The organism is Massilia mucilaginosa (assembly GCF_011682145.1).
In the GTDB taxonomy this organism is placed as follows: domain Bacteria; phylum Pseudomonadota; class Gammaproteobacteria; order Burkholderiales; family Burkholderiaceae_D; genus Telluria_A; species Telluria_A mucilaginosa.
This window is the reverse complement of the sequence record NZ_WHJH01000005.1, coordinates 238633-264742: the sequence shown is the minus strand read 5'-3', so window position 1 is coordinate 264742 and position 26110 is coordinate 238633. Positions and strand designations below refer to the sequence as shown.

Annotated in this window: 22 protein-coding genes; 10 read left to right on the top strand and 12 right to left on the bottom strand. The window is 65.2% G+C overall.

The window, feature by feature from the left end; genetic code table 11:
* Positions 1-8 precede the first annotated feature (8 nt).
* From F2P45_RS07565 to F2P45_RS07555, 3 genes are all read left to right on the top strand, one after another.
* A complete protein-coding gene (locus tag F2P45_RS07565) occupies positions 9-248 on the top strand; it encodes a hypothetical protein (RefSeq protein WP_166872270.1) in 240 nt (79 codons plus the stop codon).
* A 90-nt stretch (positions 249-338) separates the two neighbouring features.
* Complete coding sequence (locus tag F2P45_RS07560; RefSeq protein ID WP_166872267.1) at positions 339-1538, top strand: tetratricopeptide repeat protein; 1200 nt, start codon at positions 339-341, stop codon at positions 1536-1538.
* The gene (locus F2P45_RS07555; RefSeq protein WP_166872264.1) at positions 1535-2662 is read left to right on the top strand and encodes a HupE/UreJ family protein; all 1128 of its coding nucleotides are present in this window, start codon (positions 1535-1537) and stop codon (positions 2660-2662) included. Before F2P45_RS07560 ends, F2P45_RS07555 begins: the two co-directional genes overlap by 4 nt.
* Before the next feature lie 61 nt (positions 2663-2723).
* Here the strand turns inward: F2P45_RS07555 and F2P45_RS07550 are convergent, their stop codons facing one another.
* On the bottom strand, positions 2724-4412 hold the full coding sequence (locus F2P45_RS07550; protein ID WP_166872261.1) for an alkaline phosphatase D family protein: 1689 nt from the start codon (positions 4410-4412) through the stop codon (positions 2724-2726).
* A 173-nt stretch (positions 4413-4585) separates the two neighbouring features.
* On the opposite strand from F2P45_RS07550, the gene F2P45_RS07545 reads away from it, so the two are divergent.
* Entirely contained in the window at positions 4586-5644 is a 1059-nt protein-coding gene (locus F2P45_RS07545) for a 3-deoxy-7-phosphoheptulonate synthase (RefSeq protein ID WP_166872388.1), read from the top strand.
* A 109-nt stretch (positions 5645-5753) separates the two neighbouring features.
* Here the strand turns inward: F2P45_RS07545 and F2P45_RS07540 are convergent, their stop codons facing one another.
* The gene (locus F2P45_RS07540) at positions 5754-6035 is read right to left on the bottom strand and encodes a Rieske (2Fe-2S) protein (RefSeq protein ID WP_166872258.1); all 282 of its coding nucleotides are present in this window, start codon (positions 6033-6035) and stop codon (positions 5754-5756) included.
* Positions 6036-6197: 162 nt separating this feature from the next.
* Between F2P45_RS07540 and tsaD the strand changes: the two genes are divergently transcribed.
* Together tsaD and F2P45_RS07530 are read left to right on the top strand one after the other, a co-directional pair.
* Positions 6198-7238, top strand: coding sequence for a tRNA (adenosine(37)-N6)-threonylcarbamoyltransferase complex transferase subunit TsaD (tsaD, locus tag F2P45_RS07535; protein ID WP_166872255.1), 1041 nt, complete (start codon positions 6198-6200; stop codon positions 7236-7238).
* Between the two features lie 85 nt (positions 7239-7323).
* Positions 7324-8169 carry an endonuclease/exonuclease/phosphatase family protein gene (locus F2P45_RS07530; RefSeq protein WP_166872252.1) on the top strand — a complete coding sequence of 282 codons (846 nt, stop codon included), beginning with the start codon at positions 7324-7326 and terminating at the stop codon, positions 8167-8169.
* Positions 8170-8181: 12 nt separating this feature from the next.
* Here the strand turns inward: F2P45_RS07530 and F2P45_RS07525 are convergent, their stop codons facing one another.
* The 7 genes from F2P45_RS07525 to F2P45_RS07495 all read right to left on the bottom strand — a co-directional run bounded on the left by F2P45_RS07525 (position 8182) and on the right by F2P45_RS07495 (position 15336).
* A complete protein-coding gene (locus F2P45_RS07525) occupies positions 8182-8979 on the bottom strand; it encodes an ABC transporter ATP-binding protein (RefSeq protein ID WP_166872249.1) in 798 nt (265 codons plus the stop codon).
* Position 8980: 1 nt separating this feature from the next.
* Positions 8981-9883 carry a nitrate ABC transporter permease gene (ntrB, locus tag F2P45_RS07520; RefSeq protein WP_187367153.1) on the bottom strand — a complete coding sequence of 301 codons (903 nt, stop codon included), beginning with the start codon at positions 9881-9883 and terminating at the stop codon, positions 8981-8983.
* Between the two features lie 14 nt (positions 9884-9897).
* Entirely contained in the window at positions 9898-11136 is a 1239-nt protein-coding gene (locus F2P45_RS07515) for a CmpA/NrtA family ABC transporter substrate-binding protein (protein WP_166872246.1), read from the bottom strand.
* 201 nt (positions 11137-11337) lie between these two features.
* A complete protein-coding gene (locus F2P45_RS07510) occupies positions 11338-11628 on the bottom strand; it encodes a DUF427 domain-containing protein (RefSeq protein ID WP_166872243.1) in 291 nt (96 codons plus the stop codon).
* Position 11629: 1 nt separating this feature from the next.
* Positions 11630-12301: a DsbA family oxidoreductase gene (locus tag F2P45_RS07505; protein ID WP_166872240.1), complete on the bottom strand. Its 672-nt coding sequence runs from the start codon at positions 12299-12301 to the stop codon at positions 11630-11632.
* Positions 12302-12363: 62 nt separating this feature from the next.
* Positions 12364-12981: a glycerol-3-phosphate 1-O-acyltransferase PlsY gene (gene plsY / locus F2P45_RS07500; RefSeq protein ID WP_166872237.1), complete on the bottom strand. Its 618-nt coding sequence runs from the start codon at positions 12979-12981 to the stop codon at positions 12364-12366.
* 117 nt (positions 12982-13098) lie between these two features.
* Positions 13099-15336, bottom strand: coding sequence for a TonB-dependent siderophore receptor (locus F2P45_RS07495; protein ID WP_166872233.1), 2238 nt, complete (start codon positions 15334-15336; stop codon positions 13099-13101).
* 202 nt (positions 15337-15538) lie between these two features.
* On the opposite strand from F2P45_RS07495, the gene F2P45_RS07490 reads away from it, so the two are divergent.
* Together F2P45_RS07490 and F2P45_RS07485 are read left to right on the top strand one after the other, a co-directional pair.
* Complete coding sequence (locus F2P45_RS07490) at positions 15539-16795, top strand: TerD family protein (protein ID WP_166872230.1); 1257 nt, start codon at positions 15539-15541, stop codon at positions 16793-16795.
* Positions 16796-16807: 12 nt separating this feature from the next.
* Positions 16808-17581 (top strand): pentapeptide repeat-containing protein, encoded by a 774-nt coding sequence (locus F2P45_RS07485; protein ID WP_166872227.1) that lies wholly within the window; start codon positions 16808-16810, stop codon positions 17579-17581.
* A 165-nt stretch (positions 17582-17746) separates the two neighbouring features.
* On the opposite strand, the gene F2P45_RS07480 is transcribed toward F2P45_RS07485, so the two are convergent.
* Positions 17747-20191: a M66 family metalloprotease gene (locus tag F2P45_RS07480; protein WP_166872224.1), complete on the bottom strand. Its 2445-nt coding sequence runs from the start codon at positions 20189-20191 to the stop codon at positions 17747-17749.
* Between the two features lie 240 nt (positions 20192-20431).
* On the bottom strand, positions 20432-20923 hold the full coding sequence (locus tag F2P45_RS07475) for an aminoacyl-tRNA deacylase (protein ID WP_166872221.1): 492 nt from the start codon (positions 20921-20923) through the stop codon (positions 20432-20434).
* A 38-nt stretch (positions 20924-20961) separates the two neighbouring features.
* On the opposite strand from F2P45_RS07475, the gene F2P45_RS07470 reads away from it, so the two are divergent.
* On the top strand, positions 20962-21930 hold the full coding sequence (locus tag F2P45_RS07470) for an endonuclease/exonuclease/phosphatase family protein (protein WP_166872218.1): 969 nt from the start codon (positions 20962-20964) through the stop codon (positions 21928-21930).
* 142 nt (positions 21931-22072) lie between these two features.
* On the opposite strand, the gene F2P45_RS07465 is transcribed toward F2P45_RS07470, so the two are convergent.
* Positions 22073-24553, bottom strand: coding sequence for a sensor domain-containing protein (locus F2P45_RS07465; RefSeq protein WP_166872215.1), 2481 nt, complete (start codon positions 24551-24553; stop codon positions 22073-22075).
* 342 nt (positions 24554-24895) lie between these two features.
* On the opposite strand from F2P45_RS07465, the gene F2P45_RS07460 reads away from it, so the two are divergent.
* Positions 24896-26110, top strand: coding sequence for an efflux RND transporter periplasmic adaptor subunit (locus F2P45_RS07460; RefSeq protein WP_166872212.1), 1215 nt, complete (start codon positions 24896-24898; stop codon positions 26108-26110).

Below are 26110 nucleotides of genomic sequence, written 5' to 3'. Positions count from 1 at the left end.
AGAGCACCATGAAAAAACTCAGTCTGATCTGCGCCATGCTGTTGCTGGCGGCCTGCGGCAGCGATACGCACACCTCGTCGCCGCCGGAGGTGCCGACGCCAGCGCCGCCACCAACCGGCCCGGTCGCCGACGCCTTCTTCACCACGGTGAAGACGACCGTGGCGGCCATGCCGGACGACAGCGAAGCGGTCGGCATCGACGCCATCGCCAGCACCGCGCCGGAAGACACGGAACCGTCGGCCTTGTAAGCCGTTGCAGTCCATCCGGCCGGGAAGCCGCTTTCCGGCCGGAGTTCGCGCCCAAAAAAACAGAAAATTCTCACGCACCGAGAACACACCATGCCGACACGATTCGCACGCTTTACCGCGCCCGCGCTGCTGGCGTACGCGCTCCTGACGCCGCTGGCGCAGGCCGCGCCGCATATTCCGGCCAGCGCAAGCACCGTGGTCGAGCGCCTGCCGCGCCGCGCCGACCCGGTCCAGCGCGAACTGGCCACCTTGCGCGCGCAACTGGCGGCCAGCCCGAGCGACCTGGCGCTGGCCACCCGCACCGCGCAGCGCTACATCACGGTGGCGCGCCAGGAAACCGATCCGCGCTACTTCGGCTATGCCCAGGCCGCGCTGGCGCCGTGGTGGTCGATGGCGGCGCCCCCGCCCGAGGTGCGCCTGCTGCGCGCGATCCTGCTCCAAAGTACCCACCACTTCGCCGAAGCGCTGCGCGACCTGGACGCCATCGTCGCCGCCGACCCGGCCAATCCGCAAGCCTGGCTCACCCTCGCCATCGTGCAGACCGTGCGCGGCGACTACGAGGCCGCCACCGCGAGCTGCGGACGCCTGTCGTCGCTGTCGACCGAACTGCTCACGATTACCTGCGTGGCGAACGTGGGCACCATGACCGGACGCTCGGCCAAAAGCGAAGCCCTGCTCGATCTGACCCTGCGCCGCAACCAGGAAGCCGACGCCGGCATGCGGGTCTGGGTCCTGACCCTGCTCGGCGAAATGGCGCAGCGGCGCGGCGACGCCAAAGCCGCCGAAGAACGCTTCAGGCGCGCACTGGCCCTGGACGCGCGCGACAGCTACCTGCTCGGCGCCTACACCGACTTTTTGCTGGAGCAGCAGCGCGCGTCCGAAGTGATTGCACTCGTCAAGGACCACACCCGTATCGACGGCCTGCTGCTGCGCCACGCGCTGGCGCTGCGCCAGCGCGGCACCGGCGACACTGGCGATGCACTGCGCAACGCCGATGCCGAACTCAAGGCGCGGTTTGAGGCCGCCATGCGGCGCGGCGACACCGTCCACCAGCGCGAACAGGCGCGTTACGAACTGCACATCCGCGCTAACGCCAGAACCGCCCTGGCGCTGGCACAGCAAAACTGGGCTGTGCAAAAGGAATCGGCCGACATGATCGTGCTGCTCGAAGCTGCCGCTAAAGCCGGCGACAAGGCCGCCGCCGCACCGGTCATCGCCTGGGTCGCCAAACATGCGCTGGAAGATGTGGCGGTGGCGCGTTTGATCAAGCAGATCAAGGCGGGCGCATGACCGGCCGCGCCTTCATCGCCTTTATTATGCTGACCCTGGCCCTGGTGGCCGCGCCGGCGCGCGCCCACAAGCCGAGCGACAGCTACCTGACCCTCAAGGTCGACGGTCAGCAGATTAGCGGCCAGTGGGACATCGCCCTGCGCGACCTCGATTTTGCCCTGAACCTCGACCAGAACGGCGACGGCGACCTGACCTGGGATGAAATCCGCAGCCAGCACGAGGCCATCGCCACCTATGCGCTGGCGCGCCTGGCGCTGACCAGCGGCGAGGCGCCCTGCCCCATCGTCGCCGGCGAGCAGCTGATCGACAATCACACCGATGGTGCCTACACGGTGCTGCGCTTTCACGCCACCTGCCCCGCCGGCGGCGCGGCGCTGGGCGTGAGCTACCGCCTGTTCGCCGACCTCGATCCGCAGCACAAGGGCCTGGTCAAGCTGGAACACGAAGGCGCGACATCGACGGCCATCTTCAGCCCCGAGGCGGCGCGCCAGGAGCTGTCGTTGCGCGCGCCCGGCAAGTTGGCCCAGTTTCTTGATTACGTCCGGCACGGCGTGTGGCATATCTGGATCGGCTTCGACCACATCCTGTTCCTGCTCGCGCTGCTGCTGCCGGCGGTGATCGCGCCGATTGCGATGAAGGAGGCGCAGACCTTGAGGGCCGCCTTTTTCGATGTGCTCAAGGTGGTCACCGCATTCACGCTGGCGCACTCGCTGACATTGACGCTGGCCAGCCTGGGGGTGCTGTCGCTGCCATCGCGCTGGGTGGAGTCGACGATTGCAGCGTCGGTGCTGCTGGCGGCGGTGAATAACGTTTACCCGCTGTTTCGCGGACGGCGGCCATTGGCGGCGTTTGTGTTCGGCCTGATTCACGGCTTCGGCTTTGCCGGCGTGCTGGCCGACCTGGGACTGCCGCAAGGCTCCCTGGTGTTAAGCCTGGCCGGCTTTAACGTGGGCGTGGAGCTGGGGCAGCTGGCGATCGTGGCGGTGTTTCTGCCGCTGGCCTTCCTGACCCGCCGCACCTGGTTCTACCGCCAGCTGATGACCACCGGGTCGGTCGCCATCGCCCTGATTGCCGCCGTATGGCTGTTCGAGCGCGTCTTCGATATGAAGCTGCTGCCCGTGTAATGGGTTATTGGGGACGGCGCCGCATTCCACCGTGCGCCCCGTCCCCTTTTTTTGTGCAGCCTTATGCAGCGATCAGCTTGCGGTTGGCGGCGCCCGGCAGCGTCCTGAGCACTTTACCCGGCACGACCGTGTAGCTGGCCGACTTGACCGTGCTCACATACCGGTACTCGGCGCGCGCCTCTAGCGGCGTGACCGACACCACCATGAAGCCGCGCGACTTGGTTTCGGCATATACCAGCGGCCCGATAATCTGTTCCAGGCCCGCCGCCACCTGCGCCGGATCTTCGTTCTTGAAGATCTCTTCAAAACCCGGCGAGGTCACCGACGACACCCCGAACTCCACCCCGACCGCCTGTCCGTTCATGTCGGCCAGGTCGCTGGCCCACGCATTGTGCGTGTCGCCGGCCAGCACCACCAGGTTCTTGTTCAGCGCTTTGGCCGTGGCCAGCACGGTTTCGCGCGCGGCCTGGTAGCCGTCCCACGCATCGAGGTTGTATGGCACCGATGGCTGGGCCAGGATCTGCTGCTCGGCCGCGCTCAAGCTGGCCGGCGCGGTCTTCGCTTTGGTCAGCAGCGCGACGTAGGCGCCGAAGCCGATTGCGCCCAGCACCAGCGGCGCGGGCAGGTTCATGCGCGCCATCAGCACCTGCTGGCCCAGTATCTGCCAGGTGGCGCTCGACTTGCTCATCTGGCCTTTGAGCCAGGTGGCCTGCTCTGGACCCATCAGCTGGCGCGCCGGATTGCCCACGTCGGCCGCGAACGCGGCGCCGTTGAACGCGCCGTCGGCGCCGACATAGCTCGGGTAAGCGAGCTGCTTGTCGCGGCCGATCACGCGCGTGTCGAGCATGTGCAGCGACAGCAGGTTGCCGAAGTCGAAGGAACGGTAGATGCGCTCAGGCTTGCTGGCGTCCGGCAGGCGGATCGGCATCCACTCGTTGTACGCCTGGATCGCCATCTGGCGGCGCGCCAGGAACAGGCCTTCGGTGGCCGGATCGTGGTTTTCCGCGCCTTCGCGCCAGGTGTCGTTGGCCAGTTCATGGTCGTCCCACACGGTGATGAAGGGCATGCGCGCGTGGATCGCCTGCAGGTCCTTGTCGGCGCGGTACTGGGCGTAACGGCGCCGGTAGTCGCTCAGGGTGATGATCTCGTTGGCCGGCACCGACACCCGGCCCATCGCCTCGGCATCCTTGGCGGCGTAACCGTCCTTGGCATATTCGTAGATGTAGTCGCCCAGGTGGATGGCGGCGTCGATGTCGTTCAGCTTTGCCGCTTCGGCGTACACGTGGAAGTAGCCGGCCGGGTAGTTGGTGCAGCTGAACACGGCCAGCTTGACCTGCGCCAGGTTGCCGGTGCCGATGGTCTTGGTGCGACCGACCGGCGAGACCACGCCGTACGCCACGAAGCGATAGTAATAGGCGCGGTTGGCGGCCAGGCCGGTCGCGTCGACCTTGACGGTGTAGTCGCGCGCCGGGCCGGTAGCGGTGCTGCCTTTGGCGGCGATGACGGCGAAGCCGCTGTCTTCGGAGAGCTCCCAACTGACTTCGATCTCGCCGCTGGCGGCGGTGCTGATGCGGGTCCAGAGGATGACGCGGTCGCTCAGCGGATCGCCGCTGGCGACGCCGTGCGCGTAGCGGACATCGCTATCGCCGCCGTCGCTGCCGCCACAGCCGGCCAGTGCGACGCTGGACGCCGCGACAGTACCGAGGGAGAGATTGCGAAGGAACTTGCGGCGCGAATTCGGTTGGGTCATGACAGCTCTTGATAGGAGTTGGGAAGCCGGCAAGCTTAAACGGGCGAGATGACTCGATGATGACACGCGCCGCCGTGTCGGGCCGGCTTTTGATGCAAGCGGTGCAAGAAGGCCCGATTCGGGCTAAACTCCCGTATCCACGCCGAAAAACACGAGAAAAAGCAGCCTTCATGATTACTACTCCAGACATCGAAAATACCAACGTCACGTCGTTCGCGACCATGCCGACCCCGGAAGAGCTGCACAAGCGCCTTCCCCTGACCGACAGCGCGTTCGCCACTGTCATGCAAGGCCGCGCCGCGCTGCGCGACATCATCGACCGCAAGGACAAACGCCTGTTCGTGGTGGTGGGCCCGTGCTCGATCCACGACCCGGTGGCCGGCATCGACTATGCGCGCCGCCTCAAGGCGCTGCAGGCCGAGGTGGCCGGCACCATGCTGCTGGTGATGCGCGTGTATTTCGAAAAGCCGCGCACCACGACCGGCTGGAAGGGCTATATCAACGACCCGCACATGGACGATTCGTTCCGCGTCGACGAAGGCATGGAAAAGGCGCGCCGCTTCCTGCTGGACGTGTGCGAACTGGGCCTGCCTACCGCCACCGAAGCGCTGGACCCGATCTCGCCGCAGTACCTGGGCGACCTGATCGCCTGGACCGCGATCGGTGCGCGCACCACCGAATCGCAGACGCACCGCGAAATGTCGTCGGGCTTGTCGACGCCGGTCGGCTTCAAGAACGGCACCGATGGCGACATCAGCATCGCGATCAACGCCATTCTGTCGTCGGCGCATCCGCACTCGTTTTTGGGCATCAACGGCCAGGGCACGGTCTCGATCGTGCGCACCAGCGGCAACGCCTACGGGCACGTGGTGCTGCGCGGCGGCGATGGACGTCCGAATTACGATTCGGTGTCGATCGCGATTGCGGAGCAGGCGCTGGAAAAAGCCAAGCTGCCGGCCAACCTCGTGGTCGACTGCTCGCATGCGAACAGCTACAAGAAGCCTGAGTTGCAGCCGCTGGTGATGTCGGACGTGGTGCAGCAGATCCGTCACGGGAACAAGTCGCTGGTGGGCGTGATGATCGAATCGAATATCGTCGGCGGCAACCAGAAGATTCCGGCGGACTTGACGCAGTTGAAGTATGGCTGTTCGGTGACCGACGGCTGCATCGATTGGGATGCGACCGAGACCATGCTGCGTGCCGCGCACGCGGAGCTGTTACAGCGTCCGTAGGCCGCTACAACCTATAAAACCCTTAGCCTAAAAACCGTCGTTCCCGCCTGCGCGGGAACGACGGTTTTTAGGTTAACGAGGGTTTTAACGATAACGACGGCGCAGGCGCCTACCCATGCGGCATCGTCGCGAACGCCCCCGCCAGCGCCGCTTCCGCCCTGCTGGCCGGCGCATTCAACTCGTTCTGGTCCAGGTACACCCGGCCCTCTTCGACCTTGACCGCATAGCGCCTGCCCTCCCCGCCATCGAGCTGCGCCACCACCTGATCGTCCTCCGACCGAAACACCCGCCCCCCCGGCAGCTCCTGCCACGCCAGTCCGCGCGCGACTGCGTGCCAGCCTTGCGGCGGGATGTCCCTGAGCCTGCAAACCGCTTTCCATTGTTGCGCCATACCGCCCTCCCTGTGGATTCGACGCGACCGCGTGGGCACAAGGCACAGGCGGATACCTATCCATAGCAAGAGCGATGCCAGCACCCGCCCCCGGGCGCCTCACTGCGCCGGCGCAGCCGGTGCTTTACAATGGCGCATTCCCCCTTATTCTGTGCACCTCCCATGATCGTTCTCGGCGTCGAATCCTCCTGCGATGAAACTGGCCTTGCGTTGTACGACACGCAACGCGGCCTGCTGTCCCACGCCCTGCATTCGCAGGTCGCCATGCACGAGCAATACGGTGGCGTGGTGCCGGAACTGGCCTCGCGCGACCATATCCGGCGCGCCATCCCGCTGCTCGAAGAAACCCTCTCGCGCGCCGGCGTGGCCATGGCCGATATCGACGCCATCGCCTATACCCAGGGCCCGGGCCTGGCCGGCGCGCTGCTGGTCGGCTCCTCGATCGCGTGCAGCCTCGCGCTGGCGCTCGACAAGCCGGTGCTCGGCGTGCACCACCTCGAAGGCCACCTGCTCTCGCCGCTGCTGGCCTCCGATCCGCCGCAGTTCCCCTTCATCGCGCTGCTGGTCTCGGGCGGCCATACGCAATTGATGCGGGTCGACGGCGTCGGCCAGTACACCCTGCTCGGCGAAACGCTCGACGACGCGGCCGGCGAAGCCTTCGACAAATCGGCCAAGCTGCTTGGCCTGGGCTACCCGGGCGGTCCGGCGATTTCGCGCCTGGCCGAATTCGGCGATCCGCTGGCCTACAAGCTGCCGCGTCCCATGCTGCATTCAAAAGACTTCAACTTCAGCTTCTCGGGCCTGAAAACGGCCGTGCTGACGGTGGTGAAGAACCACGACGAAAAAGTCATCGCCAATATCTGCGAACAGGACAAGGCCAACATCGCGCGCGGCTTCGTCGACGCCATCGTCGATGTGCTGACCGCCAAGTGCGTCAGCGCGCTGCGCCACACCGGCCTCAAACGCCTGGTGATCGCCGGCGGCGTGGGCGCCAACTCGCAACTGCGCGCCTCGCTCAACGCGGCGGCGTCGGCCAAGAAATTCCGCGTGTTCTACCCGGAGCTGGAATTTTGCACCGATAACGGCGCCATGATCGCCTTTGCCGGCGCCATGCGCCTGCAGATCAATCCCGGCGCCGCCACGCGCGACTACGGCTTCAATGTGCGCCCGCGCTGGCCGCTCGACGAGATCAAGACGGTCTGAAAAGCCGGCGCGGCGATCCTACCGTGTACCGTCATTTTCCAAAGAATGGCACACTCCCCCGGTTCTGTTTTTCCGGAGGTGCTGTATGCGTGTTGTTAGCTGGAATATTCACTGGGGTTGCGGCAAGGATGGCAGGATCCGCATCCACGCCATCATCGATGTGTTGCGTAAGTTAAATCCCGATGTGATTTGCCTGCAAGAAGTTGCGTCAAATCATGCCGAGCTCGAAGGCAACGCGGCGTCCAACCAGTTCCGCCAACTCGCGGGCGCCTTCGGTGGCTACCAGCCGGTGATCGAACCGACCAGCGAAATCTACCAGAACAACCTGCCGCGCCAGTTCGGCAACATGTTGCTCTCCAAATACCGCATCAACCAAGTGCACCGCTACCTGCTGCCGTGGCCGCCCGATCCGAACAGTCCGGCCGGCATGCCGCGCGGGCTGATCGAGGCGGTCGTCGACGCGCCCGGCGGCAAGGTGCGCGTGCTGACCACGCATCTGGAATATTACTCGCCGGTGCAGCGCATGGCGCAGGTGCGGCATATCAAGTACCTGCATTGGGAAGCGTGCGAACGGGCGCGCCTGTTTCAACCGGACCCGAGCATGGACTCGCCCTACCAGCTCGGATTCCGGCCGGGCTCGGCAATCTATTGCGGCGACTTCAACTTCACGCCCGACTCGCCCGACTACCAGGAACTGATCGCGCCAGACGAGGGCAGCGCGCTGCCGCTGGTCGACGCCTGGCGCTTGCGCCATCCGGAGATCGCGCGCGCGCCCACAGCCGGCCTGCACGGCTTCAAGTGGCCGGAGCGGGCCGATTGCTTCGACTATTTTTTCGTCACCAAGGACCTGGCGCAGCGCGTGACCGAGGTCGAAGTGCAGTCGGAAACGGCCGCCTCGGACCATCAGCCGATCGTGCTCGATATTGCCTGATCACCGGTTTGTTCACGCCGCCTGCGGCCGTGCCTGGCGGTGATACAAGAACTCCAGCACCCGCGTGCGGTATTCCATGTACAGCCGATCATGCGCCAGCGCCACCCGCTCGCGCGGGCGCGCCAGTTGCACCCGCACGATGTCGCCGATGGTCGCGGCCGGCCCGTTGGTCATCATCACGATGCGGTCCGACAGCAGCACCGCCTCGTCCACATCGTGGGTCACCATCACCACCGTGGAACCGGTCTGGGCCACGATGCGCAGCAATTCGTCTTGCAGGTGCGCGCGCGTAAGGGCGTCGAGTGCGCCGAAGGGCTCGTCCATCAGCAGCACCTTCGGCTCCATCGACAGCGCGCGGGCGATGCCGACACGCTGCTTCATGCCGCCCGAGATTTCGTTCGGCCGCTTCCGGGCCGCCGCGCTCAATCCCACCAGCGCCAGCGCCGCCGTGGTGCGCTCGCGCATCTGGCTGCCTGACTCCTTGCTCGCGAACACGCGCTCGACCGCCAGGTACACATTCTCGAAACAGCTCAGCCACGGCAGCAGCGAGTGGTTCTGGAACACCACGCCGCGCTCGGGCGACGGGCCGGCAATCTCGCGCCCGGCGCAGATCAGGGCGCCGTCGGTGGCCCTGGTCAATCCCGCCAGCAGGTTGAGCAGGGTCGATTTGCCGCAGCCCGAGTGCCCGATCAGGGTCACGAACTCGCCCTGCGCCACCGTCAGGTTGACCTTGCCGAGCGCATGAAAGCGGCCCTTGCGGGTCTCGAACACCATCTCGGCGTGCTGCACTTCAATGAATTTATTGTTCATGTCAGGTCCCCGCTTCTTCGTAGGTAAAGGCCTTGGCCAGCGCCACCAGGGCAAGTTCCAGCACCAGCCCGACCACGCCGATGACGACGATGGCGATGATGATGTGCGGCACGTTCAAGTTGTTCCACTCGTCCCACACCCAGAAACCGATGCCCACGCCGCCGGTCAGCATCTCGGCCGCGACAATCACCAGCCAGGCCGTGCCGATGGCCAGGCGCACGCCGGTCAGCATGTAGGGCAACACCGCGGGCAGCAGGATCTTGGTAAAGATTTTCCACTCCGACAGTTGGAGCACGCGCGCCACGTTCATGTAGTCCTGCGGCACGCGCTGCACGCCGCTAGCGGTGTTGACGATCATCGGCCAGATCGAGCAGATGAAAATCGACCAGATCGCCGCCGGATCGGCCGACTTGAAGACCAATAAGCCGATCGGCAGCCAGGCCAGCGGCGAGACCGGCTTGAGCAGGCTGATGATCGGGTTGAACATGCCCGCCAGAAAACTGAAGCGTCCGATCATGAAGCCGAGCGGAATCCCGACCGCCGCCGCCAGCCCGAAACCGAGCGCCACGCGCTTGAGCGAGGCCAGGATATTCCAGCCGATGCCCTGGTCGTTGGGACCGTTGCGGTAGAACGGGTCGGCGAACATGCGCACCGCTTCGGCGAAGGTGACGGCGGGCGAAGGAAAGCTGCTGTTGTTGAGCGACAGAATCTGCCACAGCAGCACCAGCAGGCCCAGCCCGAGCACGGGTGGCAGTACCGCCAGCAAGAAAGCGCGCAAACGCGGCTTGCCGTTGCTTAGAGTCACTCCCTGGCTGGCGAGGCGTTCGCTGCGGGCACGCTTTTCCGGCAAGGGTGCGGCCAGCGGGGCGGCGCTTGCGGTCATCGATTCCAGTACGGCACGCATCATGGGCTCCCGGTTCAGGCTTTGATCTTGAAGGAATCGGCGTAGGCCTTGGGATTCTTGCCATCCCAGACCGTTCCGTCGAGCATTTTCACCGTGCGCAGCGGCGAGGTCGGCACGCTCACCCTGGCCATGGCGGCGGCCTCGGTGTACAGCCCGATCTGGTTGACCTTGGTGGCGGTCGCCAGGTAATCGGGCTCGGCCTTGAGCAAGCCCCAGCGCTTGTGCTGGGTCATGAACCACATACCATCCGACAAATACGGATAGTTGACCGAGCCGTCGTTGTAGAACTTCATGTAGTTCGGATCGTCCCAGGTCTTGCCCATGCCGTTCTGGTAGCGGCCCAGGATGCGCTGGTTGATCACATCGACCGAGGTGTTCACGTAGGACTTGTCGGCGATGGTGGCGGCCATCTTGGTCTTGTTGACGAGGCCGGCGTCGATCCACTTGCTCGCCTCCAGCACGGCGGCGATCAGGGCGCGTGCGCTGTTCGGGTATTTCTTGGCCCACTCGAGCGTGGTGCCAAGGGTTTTTTCGGGATGGTCTTTCCAGATGTCCTGGGTGGTGGCGGCGGTGATGCCGACCCCGTCCACGATGGCGCGGTGGTTCCAGGGCTCGCCCACGCAAAAGCCGTCCATATTGCCGACCCGCATATTGGCCACCATCTGCGGCGGCGGCACGGTGATCACCTTGGCGTCCTTGAGCGGGTTGATGCCGTAGCTCGCCAGCCAGTAGTACAGCCACATGGCGTGGGTGCCGGTCGGAAAGGTCTGGGCGAAGGAATATTCGCGCTTGTCCGTTTGCATGAGTTTGGCGAGGGAAGCGCCATCCACGCCGCCTTTGTCCGCCACTTTCTTGGAGAGGGTGATGGCCTGGCCGTTGTGGTTCAGGTTCATCAGCACCGCCATGTCCTTTTTGGCGCCGCCCACGCCCATCTGGACGCCGTACAGCAGGCCGTAGAGCACGTGCGCGGCGTCGAGTTCGCCGTTGACCAGCTTGTCGCGCACGCTGGCCCAGGACGATTCCTTGCTCAGGACGATCTTGATGCCGTATTTTTTGTCGAAGCCGAGCACCGACGCCATGACCACGGAAGCGCAGTCGGTCAGGGGAATGAAGCCGACCTTGATTTCTTCTTTTTCGGGTTTGTCGGAACCGACGGCAAACACGCCGCCGCTGGCAAGGCCGGTCAGCGAGACGGCGGCGCCGGCCTTGAGCAGGGTGCGGCGGGACAGCTTGGTGGTGCGGTCGGTGGTCATGGTTCCCTCGTTTGGCAAGCGAGGCGCGGACGTGCGCCGTTACCACAGCATCAGCAAATGGCGTGCCAGCGGGAAACGAGAGTGAGGGAGAGGAAAATCAAGGGCGGGAGGCGCCGGGATGGGCGGTTTTGGGCACCGTTGTTGTGCGGCGCACCAAAATGGTCGTCGGTTCCGGCAATGCCGGAGCCGGAGGTGCGCAGGTCAGCGCTGGACGGTAACGCCTTTCCAGAACGCCACATGCCCGGCAATCTGCTTGGCCGCATCGAACGGTGCGCGGTAAGTCCACACCGCATCGCGATTGGTTTCGCCATCGACCAGCAAACTGAAATAGTTCGCCGTCCCCTTCCACGGGCACTTGGGCTCGGTCGCGCTCGGCTGCAGGTATTCCTGCTTCACCGCCGACATCGGGAAATACACATTGTTTTCGACGATCCGCACCTGCTCATCCGGCGCGTGGGCGATCACGGCGCCGTTCCAGCTTGCGGTAGGCATCTTATTGCTCCGTTGAAGTGAGGTTGTCTGTGGATTCGGCTGCGATCTGGCGCAGCGCCTGCTCGAACACTTCCGGCGGCTGTCCGCCGGAAATCAAATGACGGTCGTTGATGATGATGGCCGGCACCGAATTAATGCCCTGCTGCTGGTAGAACTGCTCGCGCTCGCGCACCTCGCCCGCATACGCGCCGCTGGCAAGCACCTCGGCCGCCGCCGCCGCGTCCAGCCCCACTTCGCCTGCCACCCGCGCCAGCACGGCATGGTCGCCAGGGCTGTCGCCTTTGGTGAAGTAAGCTTCGAACAAGGCCATCTTGAGTTCGCGCTGGCGCCCCTGCTGCTCGGCCCAGTGCAGCAAACGGTGCGCGTCGAAGGTGTTGTAGATGCGGCTGCGCGCATCCATGTCGAAGGTAAAGCCCAGCTCGGCCCCGCGCGCGCGGATCATCTCGCGCGTCTGCGCGCCCTGCTCCGGCGTGGCGCCGTATTTTTCGGTCAGGTGTTCGCCGATATCCTGGCCAACGGCTGCCATGCGCGGATTGAGTTCAAACGGCTGGAAGTGCAGTTCGGCGCTGACCGCGCCGTCCAGGCGGCCAATCGCCTGTTCCAGCGACTTGAGGCCAATCACGCACCAGGGGCAGGAGATGTCGGATACAAAATCAATTTTCAGCTTGGTCACAAATGCTCCTCTCAGTCGGGCGTTCCATTCTAGCCCCAACTGACATTAGCCATCTGCACGTCTTACTTTTTCGCTTCCGCCGACTTGCTGCCGATCTTGCTTTCCTTGCCGGCCATCAAGTTAGCGATGTTCTGGTTGTGGCGGTACAGCAGCAGCGAACACATCGCCACAATCGCGAAGAACAGCTCGTTGATGCCGAACACCACGCCAAAGTAGACCGGCGCGCACACCGACGCCACCAGCGCCGCCAGCGACGAATAGCGGGAGGCGAAAGCAACCGCCAGCCAGGTCAGCGCGACGGCCAGGCCGAGCCAGATGTTAATTCCGAGCAGCACGCCGAGCGCGGTCGCCACGCCCTTGCCGCCCACGAAGCGGAAAAAGATCGGCCACAGGTGCCCGAGGAAGACCGCAATGGCCACCAGCGCGATGCCGGCCGTGGCCACGCCAAACTTGGGCGCCAGCAAAATCGCCAGCCAGACCGCGAACCAGCCCTTGGCGGCGTCGCCGACCAGGGTGGCGATGGCGGCGCCCTTGTTGCCGCTGCGCAGTACGTTGGTCGCGCCCGGGTTTTTGGAACCGTAGGTGCGCGGGTCCGACAGGCCAACCACGCGGCTTACCACCACGGCGAAGGAAATCGAGCCGATCAGGTAGGCGACGATGGCGAAAATTGCTGTATTCATTGTGCTCTCTCGTGTTGTGAACAGGCGCCAAGCGCCGGGCGTGAATATACACCATCGGCGCTGCCTGATCACCCCCTGCCGGGACGCATGTTGTTCGCTAGCGCGGCCTCAAGCCCCTCAGAAGTTGGCGCGCAGCGACACCGAGACGCTGCGCGGATCGCCATAGTAATAAGCGATGCCGGTCGGGCCGAACTTCTTGTAATAGGTTTTGTCGAACAGATTATTCACGTTGGCCTGCACCGAATACAGCTTGCCGATCTGGTAGCTCAGCATGGCGTTATACACCGCATAGCCGCCCTGGCGCGAGGTGATCGCGCCCGCTTTCACCGACGCCTCGCTCTGGATCTGCGCGCCGCCGCCCACCGTCAGGCCCTGCAGCGCCCCGCCCGGCTTGTAGCTGGTGAACAGGTCCACCAGATGACGCGGATCGATCGAGCGCAGCGGCTGGCCGACATTGCTGGCGTTGCTGTCGGCCAGGTAGCGGGTGCGGGTATTGGTGTAGCCGGCCATCACTTGCCAGCCGGTCATCAGCTGGCCGGACGCTTCCATTTCCCAGCCTTCGCTCTGGGTCTTGCCGCCGGCAATGCGGCAATAGCCGGTCGTGAAGTATGGCAGGCAAGGATTGATCGAGCTGCTGTCTTCGATCCCCTTGCCGACGTTGTTGATGCGGAACACCCCGGCGGAGGCGTTCAGGCGTCCGCCCAGGAACTCGCCCTTCAGGCCGGCTTCGACATCTTCGCCGCGGATCGGGTCGAGGATCGCGCCATTGGCGCCCTTGACGTTTTGCGGGGTAAAGATCTCGGTGTAGCTGGCATAGGCGCTCACTTGCTTGTTCAATGCATACACCAGCCCGGCGAACGGCGTCACTTCACGGTTGACGGCGTAGTTGCTTGCCGGCGTGGCGGGCGACTTCGACTGCCACCAGCTCACCCGCGCGCCAAGCAGCAGCGTGAGCGGATCGGTGAGCGACAGGCTCGCGGTGGCGAACGCCGCTTTCTGGCTGATGGTGCCCGGGGTGTTTTTCTTGACCGGCATCGGAACGTCCCGTTCCGGATAGGTCGACGACGGATCGAAGCTGCGGATATCGATCATGGTCGGGTAAAGACTGCCCTGGCCCCAGCTGTCGACCGACTTGTTGCGGGTGCCCTCGGCCCCCAGCACCAGCGTGTGCTTGCGTCCGAAAGCCGTGAACGGACCGTTGGCGGTGGCGCCGATGTTGAGCTGGTCGCTGGCCGCGCCCGTGTACTGGGCGGTCTCGATCGACATCAGGTAAGGGTTGGTTTCACGCGCGGGGCGCACCATGTAGGTTTGCTTGAAGCCGTTTTCTTTCAGGTGCAGCTGGGTGTAGGCGGCGTTGACTTTCACGGTCCAGTCGTTGTCGAAGCGGTGTTCGAGCTCGGTGAAGGCCTGGGTGTTGTAGCGATTCCAGCGGTTCCAGTCGGCGCCCAGGTAGGTTTCGCGCGGCAGGGCCAGCGCTGTGCCGTCCAGCTTGCCCGGCAGGTTGCCCCAGGCGCCGGTGGCGTCCAGGTCGGTGTGCTGCAGGCTGGCGCTGAGCATGGTGCGCTTGCCCAGGTCGGCTTCGAGCACGCCGTAGAACACCTTGCGGTCTTCCTTGCGGCCTTTCTGGTAGAACTCTTTCTCGTCATTGACGGCCACCATGCGTCCGCGCACGCTGCCGGCGGCATTGAGCACGCCGCCGATGTCCGCTTCCAGGCGGCGCCGGTCCCACGAACCGAGCGTGAGGCCGACCGATCCCTGGAATTCGGCGCTCGGGCGCTTGCGCACCATATTGACCGTGGCCGAGGGGTTGCCCGAGCCGCGCAGCATGCCCGATGCGCCGCGCAGCACTTCGACGCGGTCGAGCACGGCGGTATCGGGCTGGATGAAGGCCGAGCCGGCCTGGTTGACGGTCAGGCCGTCCACTTGCAGGGCGTCAATTGAATAGCCGCGCGAAAAGTAGGTGACCCGTTCGCTGTCGACGTAATCGACCGTCACGCCGGGGGTGTTCTGCAGCACGTCGTGCAGGTCGAGCAAGGCGCGTTCGTCGAGGAACTGGCGGGTCATCACGGTGACCGGCTGCGGAATGTCGCGGATGGCGTCGATGCCCTTGAACAGCTTGGCCTTTTTGGCGGCGAAGGAGCCGGAGTTCTCGGTATTGCTGTTGTCGGCCTCGCCGGTGACGGTGATGACCGGCATGGTGGTGCTGGCATCCGGCGCGGCCGGCTGCGCGTGGGCCGCGAACGCGGCCGACAGGAGCGCGCTGGCGCACAGGATCCGGGCGCCCCGCGCGATGCCGTGCAATGGCACAGACAGGGATTGAGGGCGGGCGGTGGCTTGGGCGCTGAGGCAAAACATACATCACTCCTGGAGGTGGCTACTGTATTGACGCAAATGAGAATCATTATCATTATAATACGTATTCATATAGCATGGCAATTGCATCGGAGCAACGACGGTATGCAATCTTGGCTTCTTTGCACGCTATAATTCCCGCTATGGCGTCTGCCGGCGCCACCCGGCATCGCAGCTGCTACCCCCACTTTCGAGGATGAAACAGATGAACGAGATAGGACGCGGACAAAAAGGGAAGCTGGCCGACATTGGCTGCTCCGGACCATTCAACGTGACAGTGGAAATGGCGCCGGCCGGGCTGGTGATCGACGTGGCCTGCTTCGGACTGGACGCCGACAGCCGCCTGTCGGACGAGCGCTTCATGATCTTCTTTAACCAGACGGCCAGTCCCGCCGATGCCGTCAAGTACGACACGCGCGGCGACGCCAGCATCTTCGCGATCGACCTGGCCCGGCTGCCGGCAAGCATCGAGCGCCTGGTGTTCGCCGCCTCCATCGACGGCGAGGGCAACATGAAGCGCCTCGGGCACAGCGCGATGACCCTGGGCTCGGCGCGCTTCGGTTTTTCAGGGGCCGATTTCGACACCGAAAAAGCGGTCATCGTGGGCGAACTGTACCTGCGCGACGGCACCTGGCGCTACGGCGCCGTTGGCCAGGGCTTTGCCGGCGGCCTGTCGGCCCTGCTCGCCCATTACGGCGGCGCGGAAGATACCGGCGCCAAGGCACCGGCCGCACCGGCGCCAGCGGCCGCGCCCAAGGTGTCGCTGTCCAAGGTCACGCTGACCAAGCCCGGCGAACGCCATGTGGTCTCGCTGGTCAAAGGCGCGGGCGCGCCCAACAAGCTGGTGGTGCGCGCCACCTGGCAGGACAACGGCGACAGCAATAGCGACAACGACGACCTCGACCTGCGCGTCGGCCTGCTGCTGCCCGACGGCCGCATGAAATTCATCACCGCGCCCGACCGCGCCGACGCCTTCGACAGCGCGCCTTTCGTGCATCACATGGGCGACGTCAAGGTGGCCTCGGCCAAGCAGCCGGCCACCGAAACGGTCGAGGTCAATCCGGCCCTGGCCCAGCTCTCGGGCGGACGGGTGGCGCTGGTGTTCAGCGTCTACTCGGCGGTGGGCAATGGCGCGGTCTCGGTGGCCTCGCTCAAGCCGGTCATGCGCATGGAGTACGGCGAGCAAGTGGTCGAATGCGCCTTTGACTTCAACGGCAGCGAGGCGGCCAGGGATAGCAGCGTGTACACCTACGTGATCGGCACGGCCATCATCGACGGCGACCAGATCTCGCTGGGGCCGTCGGGCCAGACCTCGGAGCCGGGCAGCGAAAATACGCCCTGGATGCAGTGGGACGGCGAGCGCGTGCGCGTCACCATGGACGGCCCGATGGTGTTCAAGGGAGACGATGACGACGATGAGGACGACGATGACTTCACCGGCAGCCCGTACCGCTACTCCTGACGGGCGGTACCAATGACAATCGAGATATATAATCGCTGGTCGCGCGTCGTGGTGTTTACCCATGCGGTCGATGGCGCCACGATGGCCGAGGCACTGGCCGCGGCGCGCGCGAACGACGCCGCCCTGCGCGGCGCCGACCTGCGCGAGACCGACCTGCGCGGCGCCGATCTGAGCGGGGACCCGCTGCGCGACCCCACCATGTACTACGCCGAGCTCACCAGCGTCGACTTGCGCGACGCCAACCTGAGCGGCGTCAACCTGAGCGGCGCAGACCTGAGCGGAGCGGACCTCAGCGGCGCCAACCTGGACGGCGCCAACCTGAGCGATGCCAACTTGCGCGGCGCCGACCTGAGCGATGCCAATCTGAGCAACGCCGACCTCAGCCGCGCCGACCTGCGCAGCGCCGATGTCTGCGGCGCCATCCTGCGCGGCGCCAGGCTGGGCGGCGCCAACCTGCTGCCCATTCGTGACGATCTCTGGGCAGTCCTGTCATCCGCGCCGCGCGAAGTACCGGCGCTGATCGCGGCGCTCAAGGCGGGACGGGTGGATGGCTCGACCTACGCCGACAGAGCCACCGGCCTGCTCGGCACGATCGCCGCCGCGCGCCGCGTGCCGATCGGCGAGCTCGGCACCTTGAAACCCGACTGCATGCGCCCTGCCGAATGCTTTTTCATGGGTATCGTCCTGGGCGGCACGCCGGAAAACAACCAGTTTTCCGCGCTTGCGCTGGAGTGGACCAGTCAGTGGTTAGGCACGATGCGCGCCGCGTTCGCACCAAGCGCCTGACCAGGGCCGCCGCTCACCGGCGCCCTGGTCTTCCAGCGCGCAACTGACCGCGCGCGCGTCCAGCAGCGCCACCAGCGTGCATGGCTCGACCGACTTGCAGGCAATCGCGCGCGCCAGGTTCTCGGTTGTGGGCCGTTTTCTGTTACGACGGGTTAATCGCCCGGCTTACTCGGCCGCGCTTGCGCGCGGCTGCTTGACGAGCACCGAATTGACGCCATCGGACAGGCTCAATTCGAACGCGCCACCGGCCGGCAAGGGACCGAGCGACAAGACCGCGCTCCCCCCTTGCAGATCCTGCGCCAGGGTCGAGCGCCCGGCATCGTTCACCACGGTCACGGTCAGGTACGGATAGCTCGCGCGATCCCAGTTCAGTTGAACCGTGCCGGCTTGCTCGCGCACCTGCACCACCGCTGCCTGGCCCTGGACATTGTTCTCCGGAACCGGACGGGCGCTCGCCTGCATCAGCTTGGCCATGCCCTTGAGCACCGAGATACCGACGATCGGCCCCGGATTCGGAATCGCGAAGCTGAAGTTGTGCGCTGTCGCTTGGTCGGCATGGTCGACCACCAAGGTGGCGAACGGATACTCGAGCGTACCTTTGCCAGTAACGATGCGCAAGGTGTACTCGCCCCTGGCCGGCAGGCTGGCACGGCCGACGAACGATTTCAGTGGCGACAGGCTGGCCTTGTCGCCGCTGATCTGGCCGCTGATCAGCACCAGGTCCTGCGCTGCGGCGCTCGCCGCCGACATTCTGAGCGCGTCAGCCGGGGTCAAGAATGCCTGCATCAGATGGGTGTTGTAGTCCGAAAAGGTGCTGCCTCCGCAATAACTCATGATGTCATGGATTTTCGTGCTGCGCGGATCGAAGAATGCCCCACGGCTGAACAGATAGCCCCAGGTGTAATGGTTGCCCGTGCCCAGTTGCGCGTTCGGGTAGGGATACTTCGGGTCCGGCGAGCCGGCGCCGCCGCAAGCGGCATGGTTCAGGCGGTAGTTGTGGCCCAGTTCGTGGACGACGATGCCGCGCAAGCCGTCTTCGTTCATCGACGGAATATCGGCGGCCACGCCGGCGGTGCCCGGCACATAGGCCAGGCCGGCCAGGCCGTAACTGGCTTTCGGAATGATGCCGAAATAATGCTGGCGATTGTTGGCGCCTTCCAGACGGTGCAAATCGCCGATTTCGCCCAGGATCTTGCCAAACGCGGTACTCCATTCCGCCTCGGTGGCAGGCAGGCGGGTCACGCGCGACGAGACATACGGCGCGCGGCCGGTCTGGTTCACGGCCGACACCGGAATGCGGTCCTGCACGAAGTCGCGCAGATTGCTGACGACCTTGCCGACCGAGCTACCGATCTGGACCGGAATCACGACCAGGTCCATCGGCACGCCGCCGCCCACCCTTGGATTGATGGTCATGCTCTGGCCATTCGACAGGACCACGCTCAGGCGCAGGCCGGGACGCACCAGGTCGGCGGGCACGATGCCGATGTACGAGGTGTTCCTGTCGGGCACGACGGGTACGCTGGCAGGCAGCGCACCGGCAGGTTTGCTCAAGGCGATCTCGCGCAGCAGATTGCCGTTCGCATCCTTGACCTGGATTTTGCCGTCCGGCTTGGCCACCGCTGGATTGTTGCTCAGGGCGTTGACCTTGACCATCACCGCCTTGCTGTTAATCAGGATCAGGGCGCTGTCGCCGCTGTCGAACAACTGCGATTGCGCCAGCTGGATGCTGCCGATGCGCGGATCGCCGGCAAGCGGTGGCGTGGCGTCGGCAATCGGTGCGCCGGGGATATAGCAGTTTTTCACCAGACCCGGGGCCGGGTTGGCCATGGCGGGACCCACGGCGCAATCGACGCCATCGGTCTTGGTATAGGTGTAATACCTGCCCTCCGCCCCGAACAGCACCGCATTGGTGCCGCTGAAATTGCAGCGGCCGCCTTCGGTGGCGCACAAGGTCCATGTGACAGGGGCGCTGTCGCAGCGCTTGGCGATGCCTGGCGTCGGATCGCCGAAGACATTGCTGTTGCAAGCCAGGCCGCCGGTCGCCGTCTTGCTCATGAAGCTGGTGCCGGAACCGAAGCGCACGGTGCGCGTATCGGTAAAGGCGCACTGGGCGCCCTCGACGCCGCATGCTTTCCAGGTGCTGGTGACTTCGCAATGCTTGGCCACGCCCGGCGCCGGATCGCCGAAGGTGGCGCTGTTGCACGCGGCACCCCAGCCAAGCGTCTTGCTGACGAAGCGCTCGCCCGCGCCATAGCGCACGCTCTGGTTGCCATTGAAAACGCAACTGCTGTTTTCGTTGGCGCAAAATGTCCATTGCGTGGTCGAGGCAGCGGCGGCCACGCCCATGGTGGTGGCGTTGGCGATCGGGGCGGCGCCAGGCTCGGCCGTGGTGGCGTTGGCGGTGGCAGCGCTGTCGGCGACGTTGGCGCCGCCTCCGCTCATCACGCCGGCCCCTGCCGCATCGGCGGCAGGGGCGCTGACGACAGGCGGCGGCGTGTCCGCCCCGGCTGCGCGGCCAGGGCCGGATGCGCCGGTGTTATCGCCGCATGCGGTCAACACCCCGCTGGTGAGGGCAAGGATTGCCAGGTAGTTCAACAGACGTCTCATATCAACTCCGGTTCAGCGTTTCAGGATCCATACATATGCATCTTGGGTGCATATTATCCTGCCGGACTGGACCGAGCTAACTTTTGAGCACGTGATTTCTCACATTTTCATGCATTATTTGCAATAATATGACGTATTTTTGTGAAAATATGACATTTTCAGAACGATGATGGCGGCGAGTATTTTCAATAATGAAAGTATTCCATTGCCGGGTGCGGCCGACCATGACGGAGCATCGGCCTACTCTTCCAGCGCGCACATCACCGGCCGCGCCGCCAGCAGCGCCACCAGCACCTGCGGCGCGATGCCGACCAGATAGCCGCGCCGGCCGCCATTGATGTAGATCTTGTCCAGCGCCAGGATGCCTTCTTCCACATACACCGGCAAGGCCTTCCGGGTGCCGAACGGCGAGGTGCCGCCGATCTGGTACCCGGAATGGCGCTGCGCCACCTCCGGCTTGCACGGTTCGACCGACTTGCAGGCAATCGCGCGCGCCAGGTTCTTGGTCGAGACCTTGCAGTCGCCGTGCATCAGCACGATCAGCGGCTTGGCCGCCTCGTCCTGCATCACCAGGGTCTTGACGACCGTATGTTCGGGCACGCCGAGCTCGCGCGCGGAGACCGCGGTGCCGCCATGTTCTTCATACGGATACGGGTGTTCCGAGAAATCGACCCGGTGCTTGCGCAGGAACTGCGTCGCCGGTGTTTCGGAAATGTGCTCTTTCTTGGCCATGCGTGATACGCTAAACGTTCATTGAGGAGTTTCTTATTATGCAGCAAGAAATTCGCTTTGCCACGTTTAACCTGTACAACCTCGCCCCGCCGGGCGTGCAGCTGTACGACAATCTGTTGCCCTCCACGCCGGAGCAATACGAGGCCAAGCTGAACTGGACCGCGCGCCAGATCGACCTGCTCTACGCCGACGTGATCGGTTTCCAGGAGATTTTTTCGCAGGCCGCCCTGCTTGACGCGCTGGCGCGCACCCGCAACTACCGCGACGCCTTGCACGTCGGCTTCGATCCCGATCCGGCCGCCGAACGCCTCACGCCGAGCGTGGCGCTGGTGTCGCGCCTGCCGCTGGCCGCGCCCGGCGTGGCGCACCTGCACTTCCCCGAGGGCGTGGCGCTGCCGCCCGGCAGCCGCGAGGCCGACCGCTTTTCGCGCGCCGTGATCCATGCGCCGGTGATGGTCTCGCCCGACTGCACGGTCGATGTGGTGGTGGTGCACCTCAAGTCCAAGCGGCCCGACTACCGCAACGGCGACAGCAGCGAAGACCCGCAGCTGTACGCGCTGGCCTGCCTGCGTTCGCTGATCCGGCGCGGCACCGAAGCGGCGGCCCTGCGCGTGTTTTTAAGCCAGCTGGCCAAGGAAAACCAGCGCCCGCGCGTGGTGCTGGGCGACTTCAACGACGTGGCCGATGCGGTCACCACCATGCTCGTGCTGGGCAACGGCAACACCCTGGGCGACCGCATGTTCGACGCCTACCAGTTGCAGCAGCGCCAGGACCATCTGCGCCACGTGGGTTTTTCTATCGTGCACGACAGCCATTACACGACCATCGACCACATTCTGGTGTCCGAAGAATTCAACGCCGCCCTGCCGAACGCCATCGGCGAGGTGGTCGACGTGGTGTACCTGAACGACCACGTGGTGCTGGAACTGCCCGAGGCCTCCGACCACGGGCAGGTGCTGGCGCGGGTCCGCCTGTTCGACGGACCGCGCAGGCTGAGCCTGGCTTAGCAGATCGGGGGAAGCGGATGGTGATGCCTGGCACGCGCGGGCAAGGCGTGAGGAGGCCGCATGGCCAGCCATGCAACGACGAACAACGCCGCCCCCGCGTGACAGGCGCGCCAGCAGCGACTCCGATCTGCTAAGGCAGGCTCTAGCGAGGGCGGGGCTTGAGGTCGGGCTCGGTCGAGGCCATGCTGGCGTAATAGCCCTGGTAATCGTCGCAGCCGTGCTGCTGTAAAAACATCAGCTGCTCGGCTGTTTCGACCCCCTCGGCGATCACGCGCAGCTTGAGGCTGCGCGCCACCGCGATGATGGCCGGAATCAGATTGGCCGTGGTGTCGTGCTCCGGGATTTCGTCCACGAACGAGCGGTCGATCTTCAGCTTGGTCAGCGGATAGCGGCGCAGGAAGCTCAGGCTCGAATACCCGGTGCCGAAGTCGTCGATCGTCAGCTGCACCCCGCGTTCGCGCAAGGCGGCCACCGTGGCCACGGTGGCGTCGTCGCCGCGCATGATGACGCTTTCGGTGATCTCGAGGTCGAGAAATTCGGGCGCCAGCCCGGACAGGCGCAGGGCTTCATCGACGCTGTGCACCAGCCCGCCATGCAGGAATTGCGCCCCCGACAAATTGACCGCCACCCCCACCGGGCAGCCTTCATCGCGCCACGCGCGCGCCTGCGAACAGGCCTGGCGCAGCACCCACTCGCCGATCGGCACCATCAGCCCGCATTCTTCGGCCACCTGGATGAACTGGTGCGGCATGAGCAGCCCGCGCTGCGGATGGCGCCAGCGCAGCAGCGCTTCGACGCCGATGGTCAGACCGGTCGCGATATTGACTTCGGGCTGGTATTCGAGGAAAAACTCCTGGTTCGACAGCGCGTGCCGCAGTTCGTTCTCGATCTGCACCCGCTCGATGACGTGCGCGTTCATGTCGGCATTGAAGAAGCTGAAGGCGTTGCGCCCGTTCTGCTTGGCGTGGTACATGGCCACATCGGCATGTTGCAGCAGGGTGTCGACGTCGAGCCCGTCCTCCGGGCAGATGGCGATGCCGATCGAGACCGACAGGCTGATCGAGTGGCCGTTGCTGCGCACAGGCTGCGCCACCGCGTGCATGACGCTGGTGGCCACGTGGGCGGCCTGGTCGACGCCGCCGATGTCGGCCAGGATGACAACGAACTCGTCGCCGCCCTGGCGGCTGACCGTATCGACCCCGCGCACGCAGCCGGTCAGGCGCGTGGCCACTTCCTTGAGCACGGCGTCGCCCACGTGGTGGCCGAAACTGTCGTTGATGCCCTTGAAGCGGTCGAGGTCGAGGAACATGACCGCCACCTTGCTGTGCTGGCGCCGCGCCGATACCAGCGCCTGCTGCAGGCGGTCGAGAAACAGCACGCGGTTCGGCAGGTCGGTCAGGAAGTCGTGCTCGGCCAGATGGCGGGTCTGCTCCTCGGCGCGCTTGCGCTCGGTGATGTCGGTCATGATCGCCATGTAGTTCGAGACCTGCTCGGCGCTGTCGCGGATCGCCGTGACCGCGACCCACACCGGCACATCCTCATCCTCGCGCCGCACGCAGCAGACCTCGCCTTCCCAGTGGTCGTGCACCGCCACGAAGTCCCAGATCTGCTGGTAGAACGAGGGTTCGTGCATGCCCGAATGCAAACCCGGCACTTCGCCGCCCATGACTTCGTCCGCCCCGATGCCGGTCAGCACGCTGAACGCCTGGTTGACCGCGATCACCCGGTAGTGGCGGTCGGTGAGCAGGATGGCGTCGCGCGATTTTTCGAACACCCGCGCCGCCATGGCCAGCGCGTGCTCGGCCGCCTTGCGCGGGGAAATGTCGCGCAGCACCGCGTAAGACAGGAATTCATGGTCCAGCGTCACCGAGGTGAGCAGCACCTCGGCCCAGAAATGGGTGCCGTCGGGCAGCGCGTATTCCCACTCGTAGCGGTGATTGCCATCGATGAAGGCGCGCGCCGTCAGGGCGGCGTCGGCCACGATCGAGGTTTCGCCGGTGGCCTGGACCTCGGGCGAAAAATCGAGCAGGGTCTTGCCGACCACGTCTTGCTTGCCGGCGCAGTGGAACAGTACCAGCGCGGCCGGATTGGCGTCGATGATGTTGTTGCCCTCGATCAGCACGATGGCGTCGGTCGAGCGCTCGAACAGCTGGCGGAAGTTGCTGCCCGCTTCGATCAGTTCGGCCTCATCGACCTTGCGCCTGCTGATGTCGACTTCCATGCAGAACAGTTGCTGCGGCACACCGTCGCGCAGCACCGGGAAGTGGGTCGAGTACAGCCAGCGATCGGCGCCGTCCAGGCGCCGGATGTGCCAGTCGCGCGGCGGGGCCGTGCGGCCGGTCTTCCAGACCGATTCGAGGGTGTTCTTGAAATCTTCCTCGCGGTCCAGGTGCGAGGCCAGGCTGGTCAGGGGCCGCCCGACCGCCTCCTCGGCCGAAACGCCGAACACGTCGGCGCAGGTATGGTTCCAGTAGCGCACGATGCCGTTGCGGTCGGTGCTGTGAACAGCCACCGTCGGCGCCAGTTCCAGGGCAGCGACGAAGCGGTACAGGACGTCGAGCGCTTCGCGTCCCGGTCCTTCCGGCTCGAAACTGCCCGTTTGGGCAGGGGTGTCAGCACTCACGATAATCCCTTCATCTCGTTGTGGCCAAGACCGGTGCCAAGGCCGGCCCCTATCTTGAATCAATGGTTAGACCCATTCTGACCACGCCGGTTCGGTTCCGTTTGCGCGCACGCAAAGCGAAGGCCGGCAGAATTGTTTCTTATCAGCAAAATTTGCGCTTTGTCGGGTTTTTTTGCAGTTTGTCGTGCCGGAACGGCGGTCTGTCGCATTCGGCGTGCGGCCGGGACGCCGATTTTCTATAGTGACAACATGCGCACCTGCCTCCATCCTGCCCCCAGGACGGAGCGGCCGCGCTCCCGAACCAGCCACCCGCCCGACCGACCAGAAGAAGACCAAGCCACCATGAAACTCGAGACCTTGCCCAGCGCGCCGGCCCAGCCCATCCTCAAGAAGCCTCGCTGGCGCGCCCCCGCGCTCGGCGTGGCGATCGTCGCCGTGGGCGCCGGCGCCTGGTTCGCCCTGGCCGCTCCCAAGCCGGCCGCGGCCGATGCCAAGGCTGCCGCCAAGGCGGAGCCGGTATATGAACTGGCGCGCGCCGATGTGGCGGCGGTCGCCGCCGGCGCCCTGAGCATCAACATGCCGCTGTCGGGCTCGCTGGCGCCGCTGACCCAGGCCACCGTCAAGTCCAAGGTCTCGGGCCAGGTGCTGGAGACAACCGTGCAGGAAGGCATGACCGTGGCGGCCGGGCAAGTGCTGGCGCGGCTCGACCAGGCCGACCACAAGGCGCGCCTGGCGCAGCAGCAGGCCGCGCTCGACGAAGCGACTGCGCGCCTGTCGATGGCCACCAAGAACAACGCCAACAGCGGCGCTTTGCTGGCGCAAAAGTACATTTCGCAGAATGCCTACGACACCACCGACAACAGCGTGGCGCTGGCGCGCGCCAGCGTGCGCGCGGCCCAGGCCCAGCTCGACCTGGCGCGCATCGCCTTGAACGACACGGTGATCCGGGCCCCGCTGGCGGGCGTGGTCAGCAAGCGCCATGTGCAGGCCGGCGACAAGCTCTCGCCCGACATGGCGGCGTTTTCCATCGTCAACCTGCAACAATTGACCCTGGAAGCCCAGGTGCCGGCCTCCGACATCCCGCGCGTCAAGATCGGGCAGGAAGTCAGGTTCCGGGTCGACGGCTACCCGGCCCGCAGCTTCCTCGGCAAGGTGGCGCGCATCAATCCGACCACCGAAACCGGCTCGCGCGCGATGCTGGTCTATATCAGTGTCGACAATGCCGACAGCGCCCTGCGCGGCGGCATGTTCGCCAAGGGATCGATCACCACGCAAAAGTCCGCCGTGCGCCCGCTGCTGCCGTTCGCGGCCCTGCGCAAGGACCAGCAGAAGGATGTGGTCTACGTGGTCGAATCCGGCAAGGTGGTCGCGCGCCCGGTCACCCTGGGCCTGCGCAACGAAGATGACGGCATGGTCGAAGTCACCGAGGGGCTCGAACCCGGTGCGCGCGTGATCACCGCCAAGCTGGATGCGGTCAAGCCCGGCAGCCAGGTCAAGCTCAGCGAGCCGCCCGCCACCGTGGCCGCGCCGTCCGCCACCGCCGCCCCGAAAGGCTGA

Bases quoted from the DNA above. Each gene is read 5' to 3' on its own strand.
- F2P45_RS07560 (WP_166872267.1), top strand. From the start codon at position 339: ATGCCGACACGATTCGCACGCTTTACCGCGCCCGCGCTGCTGGCGTAC.
- tsaD (WP_166872255.1), top strand. From the start codon at position 6,198: ATGATCGTTCTCGGCGTCGAATCCTCCTGCGATGAAACTGGCCTTGCG.
- ntrB (WP_187367153.1), bottom strand. From the start codon at position 9,883: ATGCGTGCCGTACTGGAATCGATGACCGCAAGCGCCGCCCCGCTGGCC.
- F2P45_RS07460 (WP_166872212.1), top strand. From the start codon at position 24,896: ATGAAACTCGAGACCTTGCCCAGCGCGCCGGCCCAGCCCATCCTCAAG.
- F2P45_RS07525 (WP_166872249.1), bottom strand. From the start codon at position 8,979: ATGAACAATAAATTCATTGAAGTGCAGCACGCCGAGATGGTGTTCGAG.
- F2P45_RS07530 (WP_166872252.1), top strand. From the start codon at position 7,324: ATGCGTGTTGTTAGCTGGAATATTCACTGGGGTTGCGGCAAGGATGGC.
- F2P45_RS07565 (WP_166872270.1), top strand. From the start codon at position 9: ATGAAAAAACTCAGTCTGATCTGCGCCATGCTGTTGCTGGCGGCCTGC.
- F2P45_RS07510 (WP_166872243.1), bottom strand. From the start codon at position 11,628: ATGCCTACCGCAAGCTGGAACGGCGCCGTGATCGCCCACGCGCCGGAT.
- F2P45_RS07485 (WP_166872227.1), top strand. From the start codon at position 16,808: ATGACAATCGAGATATATAATCGCTGGTCGCGCGTCGTGGTGTTTACC.
- F2P45_RS07475 (WP_166872221.1), bottom strand. From the start codon at position 20,923: ATGGCCAAGAAAGAGCACATTTCCGAAACACCGGCGACGCAGTTCCTG.
- F2P45_RS07555 (WP_166872264.1), top strand. From the start codon at position 1,535: ATGACCGGCCGCGCCTTCATCGCCTTTATTATGCTGACCCTGGCCCTG.
- F2P45_RS07490 (WP_166872230.1), top strand. From the start codon at position 15,539: ATGAACGAGATAGGACGCGGACAAAAAGGGAAGCTGGCCGACATTGGC.
- F2P45_RS07540 (WP_166872258.1), bottom strand. From the start codon at position 6,035: ATGGCGCAACAATGGAAAGCGGTTTGCAGGCTCAGGGACATCCCGCCG.
- F2P45_RS07470 (WP_166872218.1), top strand. From the start codon at position 20,962: ATGCAGCAAGAAATTCGCTTTGCCACGTTTAACCTGTACAACCTCGCC.
- plsY (WP_166872237.1), bottom strand. From the start codon at position 12,981: ATGAATACAGCAATTTTCGCCATCGTCGCCTACCTGATCGGCTCGATT.
- F2P45_RS07480 (WP_166872224.1), bottom strand. From the start codon at position 20,191: ATGAGACGTCTGTTGAACTACCTGGCAATCCTTGCCCTCACCAGCGGG.
- F2P45_RS07515 (WP_166872246.1), bottom strand. From the start codon at position 11,136: ATGACCACCGACCGCACCACCAAGCTGTCCCGCCGCACCCTGCTCAAG.
- F2P45_RS07550 (WP_166872261.1), bottom strand. From the start codon at position 4,412: ATGACCCAACCGAATTCGCGCCGCAAGTTCCTTCGCAATCTCTCCCTC.
- F2P45_RS07495 (WP_166872233.1), bottom strand. From the start codon at position 15,336: ATGTTTTGCCTCAGCGCCCAAGCCACCGCCCGCCCTCAATCCCTGTCT.